A 15410-nucleotide genomic window follows, 5' to 3' on the forward strand; every position below is an offset into this window, starting at 1 on the left:
TTAAGTGGGAATGGCTTATGAGCAAAGGTCTTTATCGCCCCGGTGAATTCAAAGATAACTGCGGCTTTGGCCTTATGGCACACATGCAAGGCCAAGCGAGTCACGATCTGCTAGAAAAAGCGATCGAAGCACTAGCGTGCATGACACACCGTGGTGGCATTGCGGCAGATGGTAAAACAGGTGACGGTTGTGGCCTGTTGATGCAAAAACCAGATGGTTTTTTGCGTACCGTTGCGCAGGAAGAATTTAACACCGATTTAGGCGAATTTTATGCGGTTGGTATGGTATTTTTGCCACGTGATGCAGCGAAAGCAGAAGCAGCGCGTAGTGCAGTAAATACAGCGATTACTGACCAAGGTCTTGAAGTTGCTGGATGGCGTGTGGTTCCAACCGATGAATCTTGTCTAGGGCCTATCGCAAAAGATACCCTGCCACTCATCGAACAGGTCTTTATTACTGCGGCAAGCAAAACTGAACGTGAACTAGCAATCAGCTTGTTTACTGCGCGCCGTAAAGCTGAAATTGCAATGTCAGCTGATGAAGATTTCTACATTTGTAGTTTCTCAGACAAAGTTATCTCCTATAAGGGTTTAACGATGCCTGTTGATCTACCTGTGTTCTTTAAAGATTTGGCAGATCCGCGTCTAGAAACAGCTGTATGTACTTACCATCAGCGTTTCTCTACTAACACTGCACCGCGCTGGCCTTTAGCTCAGCCTTTCCGTTTCTTAGCACATAACGGTGAGATCAATACTGTTGAAGGTAACCGTAATTGGGCTAAAGCACGTGCAAGCAAATTTGCTACAGATCTACTACCTAACCTAGATGATCTGCAACCTATTGTTAATACTACAGGTTCTGACTCCTCAAGTATGGATAACATGCTTGAATTCCTATTGGTTGGTGGCATGGATATCTACCGTGCAGTACGTATGATCGTGCCGCCAGCATGGCAGAATGTTGAAACTATGGATGCAGATCTACGTGCATTCTATGACTTCAACTCTATGCACATGGAACCATGGGATGGTCCTGCGGGTATGGTAATGACTGATGGTCGCTTTGCTGTATGTATGCTTGATCGTAACGGTCTGCGTCCATCTCGTTGGGTAATGACCAAACAAGGTTATATCTGTACAGCATCTGAAATCGGCGTATTCAGCTATCAGCCAGAAGATATTGTCGCTCAGGGCCGCGTAGGTCCGGGCCAGATCTTGGCCATCGATACGCAGACAGGTGATGTTCTACATACTCAAGATGTAGATAACCGTCTTAAAACTGCTCAGCCATACAAAAAATGGTTGAAAGAGAATGCTCTACGCCTAGAGCAAACTATGAACTTGGACGAAGAGTCTAAATCGTTCCCTGCTATGTCAGCGGACGAGATCAAAACTCACATGAAAATGTTCCAAGTTACTTTTGAAGAACGCGACCAGATCCTACGTCCACTTGGTGAGAGTGGTATGGAGGCAATCGGTTCTATGGGTGATGACAAGCCAATGGCTGTCCTATCAGACCGTGTACGTTCTTTGTATGACTATTTCCGTCAGCAATTTGCTCAGGTTACTAACCCACCTATCGATCCTCTGCGTGAAGCGATCGTTATGTCGTTGGAAACTTGTATCGGCTCTGAGCAGAATGTGTTCGAAGAAACACCAGAACATGCTCGTCGTGTGATTCTGACTACGCCTGTACTATCTGCAAGCAAATTTAACCGCCTGCGTGATAACCAAGAGCCAGGCTTTGAAGTTGCGCAAATTGATCTGAACTATAATCCTGAAGAGATCTCTCTTGAGGATGCTATCAAGTCTATTGCAGATCAAGCTGAACAAACTGCTCGTGATGGCAAAGTCATTCTCGTACTAAGCGATGCTAATATCGCTCGTGGTTGCCTACCCGTTCACGCTGCTTTGGCTACAGGTGCAGTGCATCACCGCCTAGTTGATAAAGGTTTGCGTTGTGATGCCAATATCGTTGTAGAAAGTGGTACGGTTCGTGACCCTCATCACTTCGCAGTATTGTTTGGTTTTGGTGCGACAGCTGTTTACCCATACCTTGCTTACCGTGTTCTTAACGATCTTTGTGCTGCAGGCGAAATCCAAATTGATCCGCTTCAGTCTCATGAGAACTACCGTAAGGGCATCAACAAAGGCTTGATGAAGATCCTATCTAAGATGGGTATCTCTACTATCGCTTCTTACCGTGGTGCACAGCTATTTGAAGCGATCGGTCTTAGCTCTGAAATTGTTGATCTATGTTTCAAAGGTGTTACTAGCCGTATTGAAGGTGCTCGTTTCGAGGACTTCCAATTTGAGCAGGGTCTACTAGCGAAAGAAGCCTGGACTGCGCGTAAGCCAATTCAGGCCGGTGGTTTGCTGAAGTATAAGCACGATGGCGAATACCATGCTTATAACCCAGACGTAGTTAAGACTATCCATGAAGCGGTAGAAACTGGTAATCCTGAAGCTTACCAACGCTATGCTGAGCTGGTTAACAACCGCGGTTACGCAACTCTGCGTGACATGCTGGGCTTGCGTAAAGATGTTAAATCTATCTCCATTGATGAGGTAGAGCCGGCTGACAATATATTCACTCGCTTTGACTCTGCTGCGATGTCCCTAGGTGCATTGTCTCCAGAGGCTCATGAAGCGCTTGCTGTGGCGATGAACGAACTTGGTGGCCGTTCTAACTCCGGTGAGGGTGGTGAAGATGCTGCTCGTCACGGCACTATGAAGCGTTCTAAAATCAAGCAGGTTGCTTCGGGTCGTTTCGGTGTGACACCGGAATACCTATCTAACGCTGAGGTTATGCAGATCAAAGTAGCTCAAGGTGCTAAGCCGGGTGAAGGTGGTCAGCTACCTGGTGGTAAGGTTAATAGCCTGATTGCGCGTCTACGTTACTCTGTACCAGGCGTGACGCTAATTTCACCTCCGCCACACCACGATATCTACTCTATCGAAGACTTGGCGCAGTTAATCTTTGACCTTAAACAGGTTAACCCGGAAGCGCTAGTTTCTGTGAAACTGGTATCTCGTCCAGGTGTAGGCACGATCGCATGTGGTGTTGCTAAAGCATACGCAGATTTGATCACTATCTCTGGTTACGATGGTGGTACCGCTGCGTCACCAATGACATCTATCCATTACGCAGGTTCCCCATGGGAGCTTGGCCTTGCTGATGCGCACCAGTCTCTACGTGGTAACCAACTACGCGGTTCGGTACGTCTACAAACAGACGGCGGTCTGAAGACTGGCTTGGATGTTGTTAAAGGCGCGATCCTAGGTGCTGAGAGCTTTGGTTTCGGTACAATGCCAATGGTTGCATTGGGTTGTAAGTACCTACGAATCTGTCACTTGAATAACTGTGCGACCGGTGTTGCTACTCAGAACGATAAACTGCGTGAAGACCACTTCCGCGGTACGGTAGAGATGGTTAAGAACTTCTTCCGTTTTGTTGCTGAAGAAACTCGCCAGTTAATGGCACAGCTAGGTGTTCGTTCGATGGAAGAGCTAGTAGGTCGTGTCGATCTTCTAGAGATTCTAGACGGTGAAACACCGCGTCAGAAGAACTTGGACTTATCTCCAATTCTGACATCTGCTGGAGATGAATTCCCTAACACTTGTCAGGTAGAGCGTAACGAGCCTTACGATCTGGCTGAATTGAATACTCAGATGTTAGAGCTTGCTGAAAAAGCGATTACTGACAAGACGGGTGGTGAATACGAACTGGTTATCACTAACTGTGATCGTTCGGTAGGTGCTCGTACTTCTGGTGCAATTGCTAAACAGCACGGCAACCTTGGCATGAGTGATCAGCCTGTTACCTTTAACTTTAAAGGTCACGCGGGTCAGTCGTTCGGTGTTTGGAACGCTGGTGGTCAGAACCTATACCTCGAAGGTGATGCTAACGACTACGTTGGTAAAGGTATGGCTGGCGGTAAGATCGTTATCCGCCCATTTGATGAAGTAACATTTAAGTCTAATGAAACTGCCATCATGGGTAATACCTGCCTATACGGTGCAACTGGCGGTAAGCTGTTTGCCGCGGGTCAAGCAGGCGAGCGTTTCGGTGTACGTAACTCTGGTGTACATGCTGTCGTTGAAGGTGCTGGTGATCACTGTTGTGAATACATGACGGGTGGTCTGGTTACTGTGTTGGGCTCTACGGGCTACAACTTCGGTGCTGGTATGACAGGTGGCTTTGCTTACGTTTTGGATATGGATAACAGCTTCGTGGATAAATATAACCACGAGCTAGTAGAGATTCAGCGTATCCACACTGAAAATATGGAAGCTTACAAAAATCATCTGCGCTCTGTGATCATTGAGTTCACTAAAGAGACAGGCAGTGCATGGGGCCAAGAGATCATCGATAACCTTGATGATTACATCGGTCGCTTCTGGTTGGTTAAACCAAAAGCTGCAAGCCTGAATGATCTGTTGACGAGTATTCGTACTCGCCCTGAGTAAGAACAGATCCATTAAAGTAGATGAAGAATAATCCGCAGCCCTGCTGTTAAGGGCTGCTTTTAAGAGGTGAGGATTATGGCTGACCGTTTGAACAACGATTTTCAGTTCCTCGATGTGGGTCGTAAAGGACCACAGAAAATTGATGCAGATGTACGTAAAGAAGGCTTTGGTGAGATCTACGAGCCGTTTGCGAAAGAAGAAGCATCTGAACAATCACACCGTTGTTTAGAGTGTGGTAACCCATATTGTTCTTGGAAGTGTCCTGTACACAACCATATCCCTAATTGGCTTAAGCTAATTTCTGAAGGGAACATTATTGAAGCGGTTGAGTTAAGTCACCAGACTAACTCTTTGCCAGAAGTTTGTGGTCGTGTTTGTCCGCAAGACCGTCTATGTGAAGGTGCTTGTACACTGAATGATGGCTTTGGTGCGGTAACAATCGGTTCTGTAGAAAAGTACATTACTGATACTGCATTCGCGATGGGTTGGAAGCCTGACATGTCTCAGGCACCAAAGACTGATAAAAAAGTTGCAGTGATTGGTGCAGGCCCAGCAGGTATTGCAGCTGCAGACGTTCTTGTACGTAATGGCGTTAAACCTGTTGTATTTGATCGTAACCCAGAGATCGGTGGTCTTCTAACGTTCGGTATTCCAGAATTTAAGCTGGAAAAAGACGTAATGTCCCGCCGTCGTGAAATCTTTACCGAGATGGGCGTAGAGTTCCGTCTGAATACTGAAGTAGGTAAAGATGTTCAGATGCAGGATCTGATCGATCAATACGATGCAGTATTCCTAGGTATGGGTACATACACATACATGAAAGGTGGCTTCCCAGGTGAAGATCTAGATGGTGTATATGATGCACTTCCGTTCTTGATCTCTAATGTGAATAACTGCCTTGGCTTTGAACAAGATGAAAACGGCTTCATTGACCTGAAAGGTAAGAAGGTTGTTGTGCTTGGTGGTGGTGACACTGCAATGGACTGTAACCGTACATCTATCCGTCAGGGCGCTGAGTCTGTAATCTGTGCCTACCGTCGTGACGAAGCGAACATGCCTGGTTCTAAGAAAGAAGTGGAAAATGCGCGTGAAGAAGGCGTACAGTTCCAGTTCAACCGCCAGCCTGTTGAAGTTGTAGGTGAAAACGGCAAAGTAACTGGTATCAAAGTTGTTAGCACGCAGATGGGTGAGCCTGACGAAAATGGTCGTCGTCGTGCTGAAGTCGTTCCAGGTTCTGAAGAGGTTCTAGAAGCGGATGCTATTCTTGTGGCATTTGGTTTCCGCCCTAGCCCAGCACCATGGTTTGCTGATTTTGGTATCGATCTGCATGAAGATGGCCGTGTTAAAGCGCCAGAGCAGAATGCATTTCCATTCCAGACTACTAACGAAAAAGTATTCGCAGGTGGTGATATGGTACGTGGTTCTGATCTAGTAGTAACTGCGATTGCTGAAGGTCGTAAAGCTGCTGAAGGTATGCTGGATTACTTGGAAGTTTAATTTCTAACAAATTCGCTTGAAAAATCCGGTACTTCTAAGAAGACCGGATTTTTTTTGCCTAAAAATACTGATCAGCATTGATAATCTTATAGTGAATACTGCTTAAGAAATCATTGATAGCTAACTGGTCGCTATTGGTTAATTTGACAGGGTAATCTGCTGAGATGAGTTCCCTTTGATTCCTGCTAATCCGCATCTGATATCTTAGCTGTCCATTTAACGGAGCTATTCGGCTTTGAATAATTAGCCCTGTTAGAGGTGATTCTGACGGGTCTAATGTTCGAATATCTTTAGCGCCATACAAGGCTAATCTAGTCTTCAGTTTATTGTTAAAGGTTTGAGCTTTCTGTGCATTGGCAGGGCTAGTGTGCAACCAAACCGTTTCCTTCTGAAATACTGCTAGCCTAGCAGGAACAAGATTTGTGGGCTTAATTGTTTGAGATTGGCAGCCCGTTAAAACCACCAAAAACATCAACAGACAGTATTTTTTCAAACTTAGATCACAAAGTTAGTTAATGAAGGATGGAATCACAGGTAATTCCTCGTAAAAATCGTTAAAATAGCGGCCAATTCGAATTTACAAGATATAAGTGGCTGACACAAATGGCTGAATTGAAAAACGATCGTTTCCTACGTGCATTACTTCGTGAACCTGTAGATGCTACTCCTGTTTGGATGATGCGTCAGGCGGGTCGTTACCTTCCAGAGTACCGTGAGACTCGCGCGAAAGCAGGTGATTTTCTAAGCCTTTGCAAAAATAAAGAATTGGCTTGTGAAGTTACAATTCAGCCTTTAGAGCGTTATGACCTAGATGCTGCAATCTTATTTTCAGATATCCTGACAATTCCGGATGCTATGGGTCTAGGGCTTTACTTTGAAGTTGGTGAAGGTCCACGTTTTAAAAAGATTATCCGTACAGAAAAAGATGTAGCTGATCTGCCTGTTCCAGATGCAGCCACGGATCTTGATTACGTAATGAATGCGGTTAAAGAGATCCGTCGTGAGTTAAACGGTCGTGTACCACTGATTGGTTTCTCTGGTAGCCCTTGGACGCTTGCAACTTACATGGTTGAAGGTGGTTCTAGTAAAGACTTCCGTCATGTTAAGCAGATGATGTATGCGACGCCTGAAATTATGCATGCATTGCTAGATAAACTAGCTCAGTCTGTAACGACTTACTTGAACGAGCAGATTCGTTCAGGTGCTCAAGCTGTACAGATCTTTGATACTTGGGGCGGTGCACTAAGTGGCCCTTGTTACCAAGAGTTCTCGCTTAAGTACATGAAACAGATCGTTGATGGCCTGATTCGTGAGCATGATGGCCGTAAAGTGCCAGTGATCATGTTTACTAAGAATGGTGGCCAGTGGCTAGAAGCGATGGCTGAAGCAGGTTCTGATGCGCTGGGTCTAGATTGGACAACAGACATCGGTAATGCACGTGCACGTGTTGGTGACAAAGTTGCTCTTCAAGGTAACATGGATCCAAGTGTTCTCTATGCACCAGCAAGTCGAATTGAACAAGAAGTAGAGTTCATCTTAGGCCAATATGGCAACGGTTCAGGTCACGTATTTAACCTCGGTCATGGTATTCACCAGTTTGTAGATCCAGCGCAGCCGAAAGCATTTGTTGATGCGGTACACGAACTAAGTGCGAAGTATCATAAATAGAATTTTTGAAGCAGATGATAGCTTCAAACAAAATTTAAATTAAACTCAAGGATGTTTTTAATGTTTAAGAAAGCTTTAACTCCAGTCATTATTTCCTCAGTAGTTCTATTGGCAGGTTGTGCAGGTAGTGCTAATCATGAGGTGGTTACAGCTTATGGTGCGACTGATGAAACTATGAATTGCCAGCAGCTAACAGCTGAACAGGTGCGTGTCCAGGCAATTATCAATGCAGTAAATCAAGATAAGAATGATGTCACTGGCAAAGATATGCTGGATGGTATTTTATGGTTCCCGTTCAATTTGATTGCTAAAAATAGCAACTATAAAAATGCGCTGGCTGCCGCAGATACCCGATTAGTGCGTATTGATACGTTACGCCAAAATAAGGGTTGTAGTGAAGAGCAGTTGGCGGAAGCTTCTCAAACGCTAGAAAATCGATTGGAAGAACTTAAACAGTTAAAAGAAAAAGGGCTTATTACGGAAGACGAATATAACGCTTCTCGTAAAAAAGCTTTGTCTAAGAGTTAATTGTTTAAAAGGTTTAAGCTGGCTTTATGCCAGCTTTTTTATAAGTAGTGATTAATGAACAAGCTTACTCATCTTTTAGAAAGCAACCGCGAATGGGCGGAAAAAATAAATCAGGAAGACCCGCAGTTTTTTGAAACGTTAGCACAGCAGCAATCACCTGAATATCTGTGGATTGGTTGTTCTGATAGCCGTGTGCCTGCTAACGAGATCGTTGGCATGATGCCGGGCGAGCTGTTTGTTCATCGTAACGTTGCAAACGTTGTGGTGCATACGGATATGAATTGTCTGTCAGTCGTTCAATACGCGGTAGAAGTGCTTAAGGTTAAGCACATTATGGTAGTTGGGCACTATGGTTGTGGTGGTGTGGCAGCTTCTATCGAAGATGAGCCTCATGGGCTGATCGATAATTGGCTGCGTAATATTCGTCGTGTTTATGACAAACATAAAGACTTCCTGTCTACTTGGGCTGATTCGCACCAGCAGTTAGATCGTCTGTGTGAGCTAAATGTAATTGAGCAATCGATGAACCTTTGTGAAACCACAATTCTGCAGCAAGCTTGGGCTAATGATCAGGAGATAACCGTACATGGTTGGATCTATGGTTTAAGAGATGGCTTAGTAAATGATCTTGAGTTCAATGCATCCAGTGCTGAAGATGTTAGAGAGCAGTATCAGTTGGCAATGAATAAAATGCATAAACTGCGTGAGCTGGCTCAGTCACCTGAGGCACCAGAAGAAAATGCACGTACCATGTGGAATAAAGTTAAATCGATTTTTAATTGAGTTCTGATGGGATAAGAAAAAGGCCGCATATTTAGCGGCCTTTTTTGTATCAATGTCCCGTCCTGAATAGGGAGTTATTTATTCACGGCAGCGAGTGCTTGTTCTAGATCTGCAATCAGATCATCAGCGTGTTCAATACCTACCGATAAACGAACCATCTCAGGTGATACACCAGCTGATGCCAGTTCCTCATCATTGAGCTGACGGTGTGTTGTTTCAGCAGGGATGGCAGCAAGAGATTTACAGTCACCGATGTTTACCAGTCGGGTGAAAATCTGCAGAGCATCATAGAACGGCGCTGTAGCTGCTCGGCCAGCTTTAAGACCAAAACTGATAATACCGGATGCCTGACCGTTCAGATATTTCTGAGCAAGGTCGTAGTCTTTATGGCTTTCAAGGCCTGCATATTTAACCCAGCTAACCTGATCGTGTTGCTCTAGAAAGTTAGCAATTTTTGCGCTGTTTTCGTTGATGCGTTCCATGCGTAGGGCTAGAGTTTCTAGACCTTGTAGGATCATGAAGGCATTCATAGGGGAAATGGCGGCGCCGGTGTTGCGAAGGGGCACTACACGACAGCGACCAATATAAGCGGCTGGGCCAAGGGCTTCGGTATAGACAACACCATGGTAAGAAGCGTCAGGTGTGTTCAGCAGTGGGAAACGTTCAGCATTATCTGCCCACGGGAATTTACCTGAATCGATAACCACGCCACCAATAGAGTTACCGTGGCCGCCGATATATTTTGTAACAGAGTGTACAACGATGTCGGCACCATGTTCGATTGGGCGCCACATAGCAGGGCTTGGTACCGTGTTATCCACAATCAGTGGAATGCCATTGCGATGTGCTACATCGGCTAGCTTTTCAATATCTGCGATACCGCCTGATGGGTTGCCCACCGATTCACAGAAAAGGGCTTTAGTGTTTGCATTGATTTTACTCTCGATCTCACTAATATCATCTTTGTTAGCAAAACGAACTTCGATGCCTTGGTGAGGTAGAGTGTGAGCAAACAGGTTGTAGGTGCCCCCGTACAATTCGCTGGTAGAGATAATATTATCTCCAGTCGCTGCGATCGTTTGAATTGCGTATGTGATTGCTGCCATACCGGAAGCAACTGCAAGTGCAGCGATACCGCCTTCCATTTCAGCTAGACGTTTTTCAAGTACGTCAGTGGTCGGGTTCATAATGCGGGTATAAATATTACCTTCGACTTTCAGGTCGAAAAGGTCAGCACCATGCTGTGCATCATCAAAAGCATAAGATGTAGTTTGATAGATCGGAACCGCAACGGCTTTGGTTGTTGGGTCTGGGGAGTAGCCACCGTGAACGGCAATTGTTTCCAGTTTCATGTACATCTCCTTTGATGCAGGGGTTTACCCTTATTCTTATGTAGGCGTTTGATTGTAGAGCAATCATAAAATAAGAAAAGACCTATAGGTTATAAGCAGAGTGTTGGGTAGAATTCTTACTTATAGATAAAGCTTTGGAGAGAGTAATGGCACGCCAAAAAACAGCCTACGTATGTAATGACTGTGGAGCTGATTACACTAAGTGGCAAGGGCAGTGTACCGCCTGTAATGCTTGGAACACTTTAACTGAGGTGCGTTTAGCGACTGCGAAGACTTCCACGAATGAAGCGCGTAATGTGCGTTTTGATGGTTATGCCGGTGGTGCTGGCAAAGATCAGGTGGTTAGTCTCTCTGAAGTAGCGCTAGAGGAGATGCCGCGCTTTACTTCCGGAGCAAGCGAGCTGGATCGAGTGCTTGGTGGTGGTTTAGTGCCTGGATCTGCTGTTCTGATGGGTGGCCATCCAGGCGCGGGTAAAAGTACTTTGTTGTTACAGACGATGTGTTTTTTGGCTGAGCAGATGCCTGCACTTTACGTGACTGGTGAAGAATCTTTGCAGCAAGTGGCGATGCGTGCCAATCGTTTAGGTTTGCCGACAGCTAAATTAAAAATGCTCTCGGAAACGAGTGTAGAAACTATCTGTAATACGGCTCAACAGTTACAGCCTAAAGTAATGGTCATTGATTCCATCCAAGTTATGCACATGGCTGATGTTCAATCAGCTCCAGGCTCGGTTTCTCAGGTAAGAGAATCTGCTGCGTATCTGACTCGTTATGCAAAACAAACAGGTACGGTATTGTTCCTTGTAGGTCATGTGACTAAAGATGGCTCTTTGGCTGGACCGAAAGTTTTGGAACATATGATTGACTGTTCCCTTCAGCTTGAGGGTTCATCTGATTCTCGTTTTAGAACTTTACGCTCCCATAAAAACCGTTTTGGTGCGGTGAATGAGTTGGGCGTTTTTGCCATGCTCGAAAACGGTCTTAAGGAAGTTAAAAACCCAAGTTCAATTTTCCTTAGCCGTGAAGAAGGTCCGAGCCCTGGGAGCGTTGTGATGGTGGTTTGGGAGGGTACTCGCCCTCTATTGGTAGAAATTCAGGCGTTGGTTGATCAATCCCATATGAATAACCCTCGTCGTGTGGCTGTAGGTTTAGAGCAAAACCGAATGGCTATGTTACTCGCTGTATTGCACCGTCACGGCGGTATTATGACGGGTGACCAGGACGTCTTTGTTAACGTTGTAGGTGGCGTAAAGGTTTTAGAAACGAGCGCCGATTTGGCGTTGCTATTGGCGGTTGTGTCCAGCTTCCGTGATCAATCTTTACCGCATGATTTGATGGTGTTTGGTGAAGTAGGCTTGTCTGGCGAAATTAGGCCTGTACCGAATGGGCAGGAACGAATCCGAGAAGCTGCTAAGCACGGATTTAAACGTGCAATTGTTCCTAAAGGAAACGTCCCTAAAGAGCAGCTTCAAGGCATGGAGGTTGTAGCTGTTACTAAACTGACAGAGGCCTTAGAGGCGCTCTAATTAGTCTTCAAAAAAATGATCTAATTCGCGCTCCAGCAATGTTTCGTCGCCTAAGTTAAGTTCGACTAGGCGGCGCAATAAGGTCAGCGAATCAAGATCCAAGTTTTCGATGAGAAAGCCGTACTCATTATCGCGTTGATGGGCAAGAGTTGCAGGTGTTCGGATGGCGATGTCATCGCCGAGAAGATGAATGATGGCTTGAGCCTCATCTCCTTTTTGTAGCGCTAGTGGTTGCTCACTTTTTACAAGAATACCATTGAAAGAAATATCCACTAAGGTGACATCCCAAGTTTCATCATCTCGCTTCAATTCAGTCTGAGCATCAAAGTGAATACGGGTAAAACGACGGCGTTCAGTATCTGATGTGGTCACAGCAATTCTTCCTAAGAAAAAGTGTATTTAGCTCATATAATTATAGACATTACTGCAAAAAAAACTGTGGTCAAGATGTAATCGCGAATATAACCCTTGAAAATAAAAGGCCTTTGTCATAGTTTGATCTCTAAAGCTGAGCTTGTGTTTTTGGACTAAACTAAGTCAAACAGGCTAGGTGATATAACAAGAATAAAAATAAAGTTGTAAGAATTAATATGTTGTTAGAAGCGCTTTTGGATGTCTCCAGCGGTCGTAGGCATTCTCGATATTTCAACCAGACTCGTAGCCATTTTCTTTTTCGTCGCATTCGGATTATCTCTCTTTTACTCGCATTAATTCAGCCTGCTTGGTTGCTGGTGGATTATTTGCTATTGCCCGAGGATATGTTGCTCTCAATCGCATATGCCCGTGGTCTAACGGCGCTTGCTTGTGTGGGCTTGGCTCTGTGGGGATATAAGCGTTATAGCATGCGTTTAGCGAAGTTGAGGCTGGCTTTACTAGTCGTCATTTTGTCTGCTTTTCAGTGTGTTTCAAGCTCCATGCTAATCGCCCATGGTTATGAGTTTACTGTGGCGGGTTATCATTTCTTTCCCTTTATGATCATGACCATGATGGCTGTTTTCCCTCTGTCTATTTTGGAAGCGTTAGGTTATGCGGTTGCTCTTTTGGTGGTTGAGTATATAACTCAGCTGTTCCGAGGCTTAGCAGGTACCATTGATGGTATTAACAGTCTTTGGTTGTTGGCTGTACTGGGCTTAATTGCCTGTTGGGCTGCTGTGAATCAACTGAATATGTTGCTGGGTTTATATCGACAAGCGACACGAGATCCTCTTACTGGGTTGGCAAATAGAAGGCAGGCGATGGAGCAGTTAAGTGGCGATATCAAGCTGATGCGAGATCAGAGTAAGCCGTTGAGTGTTCTGTTGTTTGATCTAGATAAGTTCAAAAGCTTTAACGACACCTATGGTCATGCAGCCGGCGATATCGTACTGAAACGTTTTGCTAAAGTGATGCGGAAATCTGCTCGTAAGAGATTGGATTTGGTTTGTCGGTACGGTGGTGAAGAGTTCTTAATGGTGCTTCCCGGTCTGGATACGAATCAGGCAGTTGAAGTAGCTGAGCAGATCCGCTTGGGTTGTCACGATGAGCAAGTGAAAACTCCTTCAGGAGATAGAATTGGTTTTACCACCAGTATTGGGGTGGCCAGCTTAAAGGCTGAAGATGATGTGGATTCGCTGTTGCAGCGTTCTGACGATGCCTTGTACAGTGCTAAAGATACGGGCCGAGATAAGGTTAATATTGCAGGCTAATTTTCTAAAAAACAAAAAAAGCCGGGCATTGCCCGGCTTTTTTATAGGTATAGGGACTATAGATCCGCCATACGCTTGTACTTGATGCGCTCTGGCTGATGTTCTTTGCCGTAGCGGCGTTTATAGTCAGCTTGATACTCAGTGTAGTTACCTTCGAAGAACTCTACGTGGGAGTCACCTTCGTAAGCCAGCATGTGAGTACAAATACGGTCAAGGAACCAACGGTCATGGGAAATAACTACCGCACAACCTGGGAATGCTAAAAGAGCTTCCTCAAGGGCACGTAGTGTTTCGATATCAAGGTCGTTGGTCGGTTCGTCCAATAGCAGAACGTTGCCGCCTTCTTTAAGCAGTTTCGCCATATGCAGACGGTTACGCTCACCACCAGAAAGATCTTTAACGAACTTCTGCTGATCGCCGCCTTTGAAGTTAAAGCGTCCACAGTAAGAGCGTGAAGGAGTAGTGTAGTTGCCTACTGTGATCATGTCCTGACCATCAGATAGTTCCTCAAACACTGTTTTGTCGCCGTTTAGATCGCGAGACTGGTTAACGTAAGCTAACTGTACAGTAGAACCGATTTCGATCTCACCAGAATCTGGCTGCTCTTCGCCTGCGATCATGCGGAACAGCGTGGATTTACCTGCGCCGTTACCACCGATAATACCAACGATAGCACCCTGTGGAATGGAGAAGCTTAGGTCTTCAAACAGAACTTTGTCACCGTAAGCTTTAGAAATACCATTCGCATCGATAACTTTATCGCCAAGGCGTGGTCCTGGTGGAATATAGATTTCCTGTGTTTCATTACGAGATTGGAACTCTTTAGAGTTCATCTCTTCGAACTGCTTAAGACGCGCTTTAGATTTAGACTGACGGCCTTTAGATCCTTGGCGTACCCACTCAAGTTCGGCAGAAACAGATTTACGGTGAGCCGCTTCCTGCTTCGCTTCTTGTTCTAGGCGAGCTTCTTTCTGCTCTAGCCAAGACGAGTAGTTACCTTCGTATGGAATGCCGCGACCACGGTCTAGTTCCAAAATCCAACCGGCAGCGTTGTCTAGGAAATAACGGTCGTGGGTAATCGCCACAACGGTACCTGGGTATTCCTGAAGGAAACGCTCGATCCAAGCAACAGATTCAGCATCCAAGTGGTTGGTTGGCTCGTCTAGAAGTAGCATGTCAGGCTTATCTAGTAGTAAGCGACATAAAGCTACACGGCGACGTTCACCACCGGATAGGTGCTTAACTTCTGCATCCCAAGCCGGTAGGCGCATCGCATCTGCAGCACGTTCAAGTGCTGTTTCAAGGTTGTGACCATCTTTAGCTTGGATTAGGTTTTCGAATTCAGCTTGCTTCTTAGCCAATTCATCAAAGTCAGCATCTGGTTCTGCGTAAGCTGCATAAACAGCTTCTAGACCATCTAGCGCTTCTTTTACATCAGCAACAGACTCTTCAACGATCTCGCGAACTGTTTTCGTTTCGTCTAGTTCTGGTTCCTGAGGCAGGTAACCTACGTTGATGCCAGGCATTGGGCGAGCTTCACCGATAATATCGGTATCTAAGCCAGCCATGATTTTTAGCAGGGTAGATTTACCCGCACCATTCAGACCCAATACACCGATTTTGGCGCCAGGGAAAAAAGAAAGAGAGATATCTTTCAGGATTTCACGCTTTGGCGGAACAATTTTGCCAACGCGGTTCATTGAATAAACGTATTGAGCCATGAAGGGTTCAACTCTTATTTGTTAAAAATTAATCAGTCGATTTTACCGGAAATTAGTTGTGAATAGCTATCGTGATGCAGTTTTTCGATTGGAGGATCTACAGAGCAAGCTAGGAAAGGCGGTTTGTTGGATTAATTGAATAAAATTGAAGCAGTTTTGCGGATGATTCAAGTGTATCCGC

The 15410-nt window shown here is 45.3% G+C and carries 10 protein-coding genes; 7 read left to right on the plus strand and 3 right to left on the minus strand.

Annotated features, from left to right (window positions below; translation table 11 throughout):
* The first annotated feature begins 17 nt into the window (after positions 1-17).
* The 5 genes from gltB to can all read left to right on the plus strand — a co-directional run bounded on the left by gltB (position 18) and on the right by can (position 8945).
* Positions 18-4469 (plus strand): glutamate synthase large subunit, encoded by a 4452-nt coding sequence (gene gltB, locus ACMXYV_RS01555; RefSeq protein ID WP_415890037.1) that lies wholly within the window; start codon positions 18-20, stop codon positions 4467-4469.
* A gap of 75 nt (positions 4470-4544) precedes the next feature.
* A complete protein-coding gene (locus ACMXYV_RS01560) occupies positions 4545-5966 on the plus strand; it encodes an FAD-dependent oxidoreductase (protein WP_415890038.1) in 1422 nt (473 codons plus the stop codon).
* A gap of 603 nt (positions 5967-6569) precedes the next feature.
* Positions 6570-7634: a uroporphyrinogen decarboxylase gene (gene hemE, locus ACMXYV_RS01565; RefSeq protein WP_415890039.1), complete on the plus strand. Its 1065-nt coding sequence runs from the start codon at positions 6570-6572 to the stop codon at positions 7632-7634.
* Positions 7635-7694: 60 nt separating this feature from the next.
* Complete coding sequence (locus ACMXYV_RS01570) at positions 7695-8162, plus strand: SHOCT domain-containing protein (RefSeq protein ID WP_415890041.1); 468 nt, start codon at positions 7695-7697, stop codon at positions 8160-8162.
* A gap of 54 nt (positions 8163-8216) precedes the next feature.
* Positions 8217-8945, plus strand: a complete 729-nt coding sequence (gene can / locus ACMXYV_RS01575; RefSeq protein ID WP_415890042.1) for a carbonate dehydratase — start codon at positions 8217-8219, stop codon at positions 8943-8945.
* A 74-nt stretch (positions 8946-9019) separates the two neighbouring features.
* Here the strand turns inward: can and ACMXYV_RS01580 are convergent, their stop codons facing one another.
* Positions 9020-10297, minus strand: coding sequence for an O-acetylhomoserine aminocarboxypropyltransferase/cysteine synthase family protein (locus ACMXYV_RS01580; protein WP_415890044.1), 1278 nt, complete (start codon positions 10295-10297; stop codon positions 9020-9022).
* 146 nt (positions 10298-10443) lie between these two features.
* On the opposite strand from ACMXYV_RS01580, the gene radA reads away from it, so the two are divergent.
* Positions 10444-11823, plus strand: coding sequence for a DNA repair protein RadA (radA, locus tag ACMXYV_RS01585; RefSeq protein WP_415890045.1), 1380 nt, complete (start codon positions 10444-10446; stop codon positions 11821-11823).
* Here the strand turns inward: radA and ACMXYV_RS01590 are convergent, their stop codons facing one another.
* A complete protein-coding gene (locus tag ACMXYV_RS01590) occupies positions 11824-12195 on the minus strand; it encodes a PilZ domain-containing protein (RefSeq protein WP_415890047.1) in 372 nt (123 codons plus the stop codon).
* Positions 12196-12413: 218 nt separating this feature from the next.
* On the opposite strand from ACMXYV_RS01590, the gene ACMXYV_RS01595 reads away from it, so the two are divergent.
* A complete protein-coding gene (locus ACMXYV_RS01595) occupies positions 12414-13508 on the plus strand; it encodes a GGDEF domain-containing protein (protein WP_415890049.1) in 1095 nt (364 codons plus the stop codon).
* A gap of 56 nt (positions 13509-13564) precedes the next feature.
* On the opposite strand, the gene ettA is transcribed toward ACMXYV_RS01595, so the two are convergent.
* On the minus strand, positions 13565-15229 hold the full coding sequence (gene ettA / locus ACMXYV_RS01600) for an energy-dependent translational throttle protein EttA (RefSeq protein WP_415890051.1): 1665 nt from the start codon (positions 15227-15229) through the stop codon (positions 13565-13567).
* Between the last annotated feature and the right edge of the window lie 181 nt (positions 15230-15410).

Origin of the sequence: Neptuniibacter sp. SY11_33, assembly GCF_047778025.1 — a bacterium.
Taxonomy (GTDB): domain Bacteria; phylum Pseudomonadota; class Gammaproteobacteria; order Pseudomonadales; family Balneatricaceae; genus Neptuniibacter.

Excerpts from the sequence above, each read along its gene's own strand:
- gltB (WP_415890037.1), top strand. The coding sequence starts at position 18 with ATGAGCAAAGGTCTTTATCGCCCCGGTGAATTCAAAGATAACTGCGGC.
- ACMXYV_RS01560 (WP_415890038.1), top strand. The coding sequence starts at position 4,545 with ATGGCTGACCGTTTGAACAACGATTTTCAGTTCCTCGATGTGGGTCGT.
- hemE (WP_415890039.1), top strand. The coding sequence starts at position 6,570 with ATGGCTGAATTGAAAAACGATCGTTTCCTACGTGCATTACTTCGTGAA.
- ACMXYV_RS01570 (WP_415890041.1), top strand. The coding sequence starts at position 7,695 with ATGTTTAAGAAAGCTTTAACTCCAGTCATTATTTCCTCAGTAGTTCTA.
- can (WP_415890042.1), top strand. The coding sequence starts at position 8,217 with ATGAACAAGCTTACTCATCTTTTAGAAAGCAACCGCGAATGGGCGGAA.
- ACMXYV_RS01580 (WP_415890044.1), bottom strand. The coding sequence starts at position 10,297 with ATGAAACTGGAAACAATTGCCGTTCACGGTGGCTACTCCCCAGACCCA.
- radA (WP_415890045.1), top strand. The coding sequence starts at position 10,444 with ATGGCACGCCAAAAAACAGCCTACGTATGTAATGACTGTGGAGCTGAT.
- ACMXYV_RS01595 (WP_415890049.1), top strand. The coding sequence starts at position 12,414 with ATGTTGTTAGAAGCGCTTTTGGATGTCTCCAGCGGTCGTAGGCATTCT.
- ettA (WP_415890051.1), bottom strand. The coding sequence starts at position 15,229 with ATGGCTCAATACGTTTATTCAATGAACCGCGTTGGCAAAATTGTTCCG.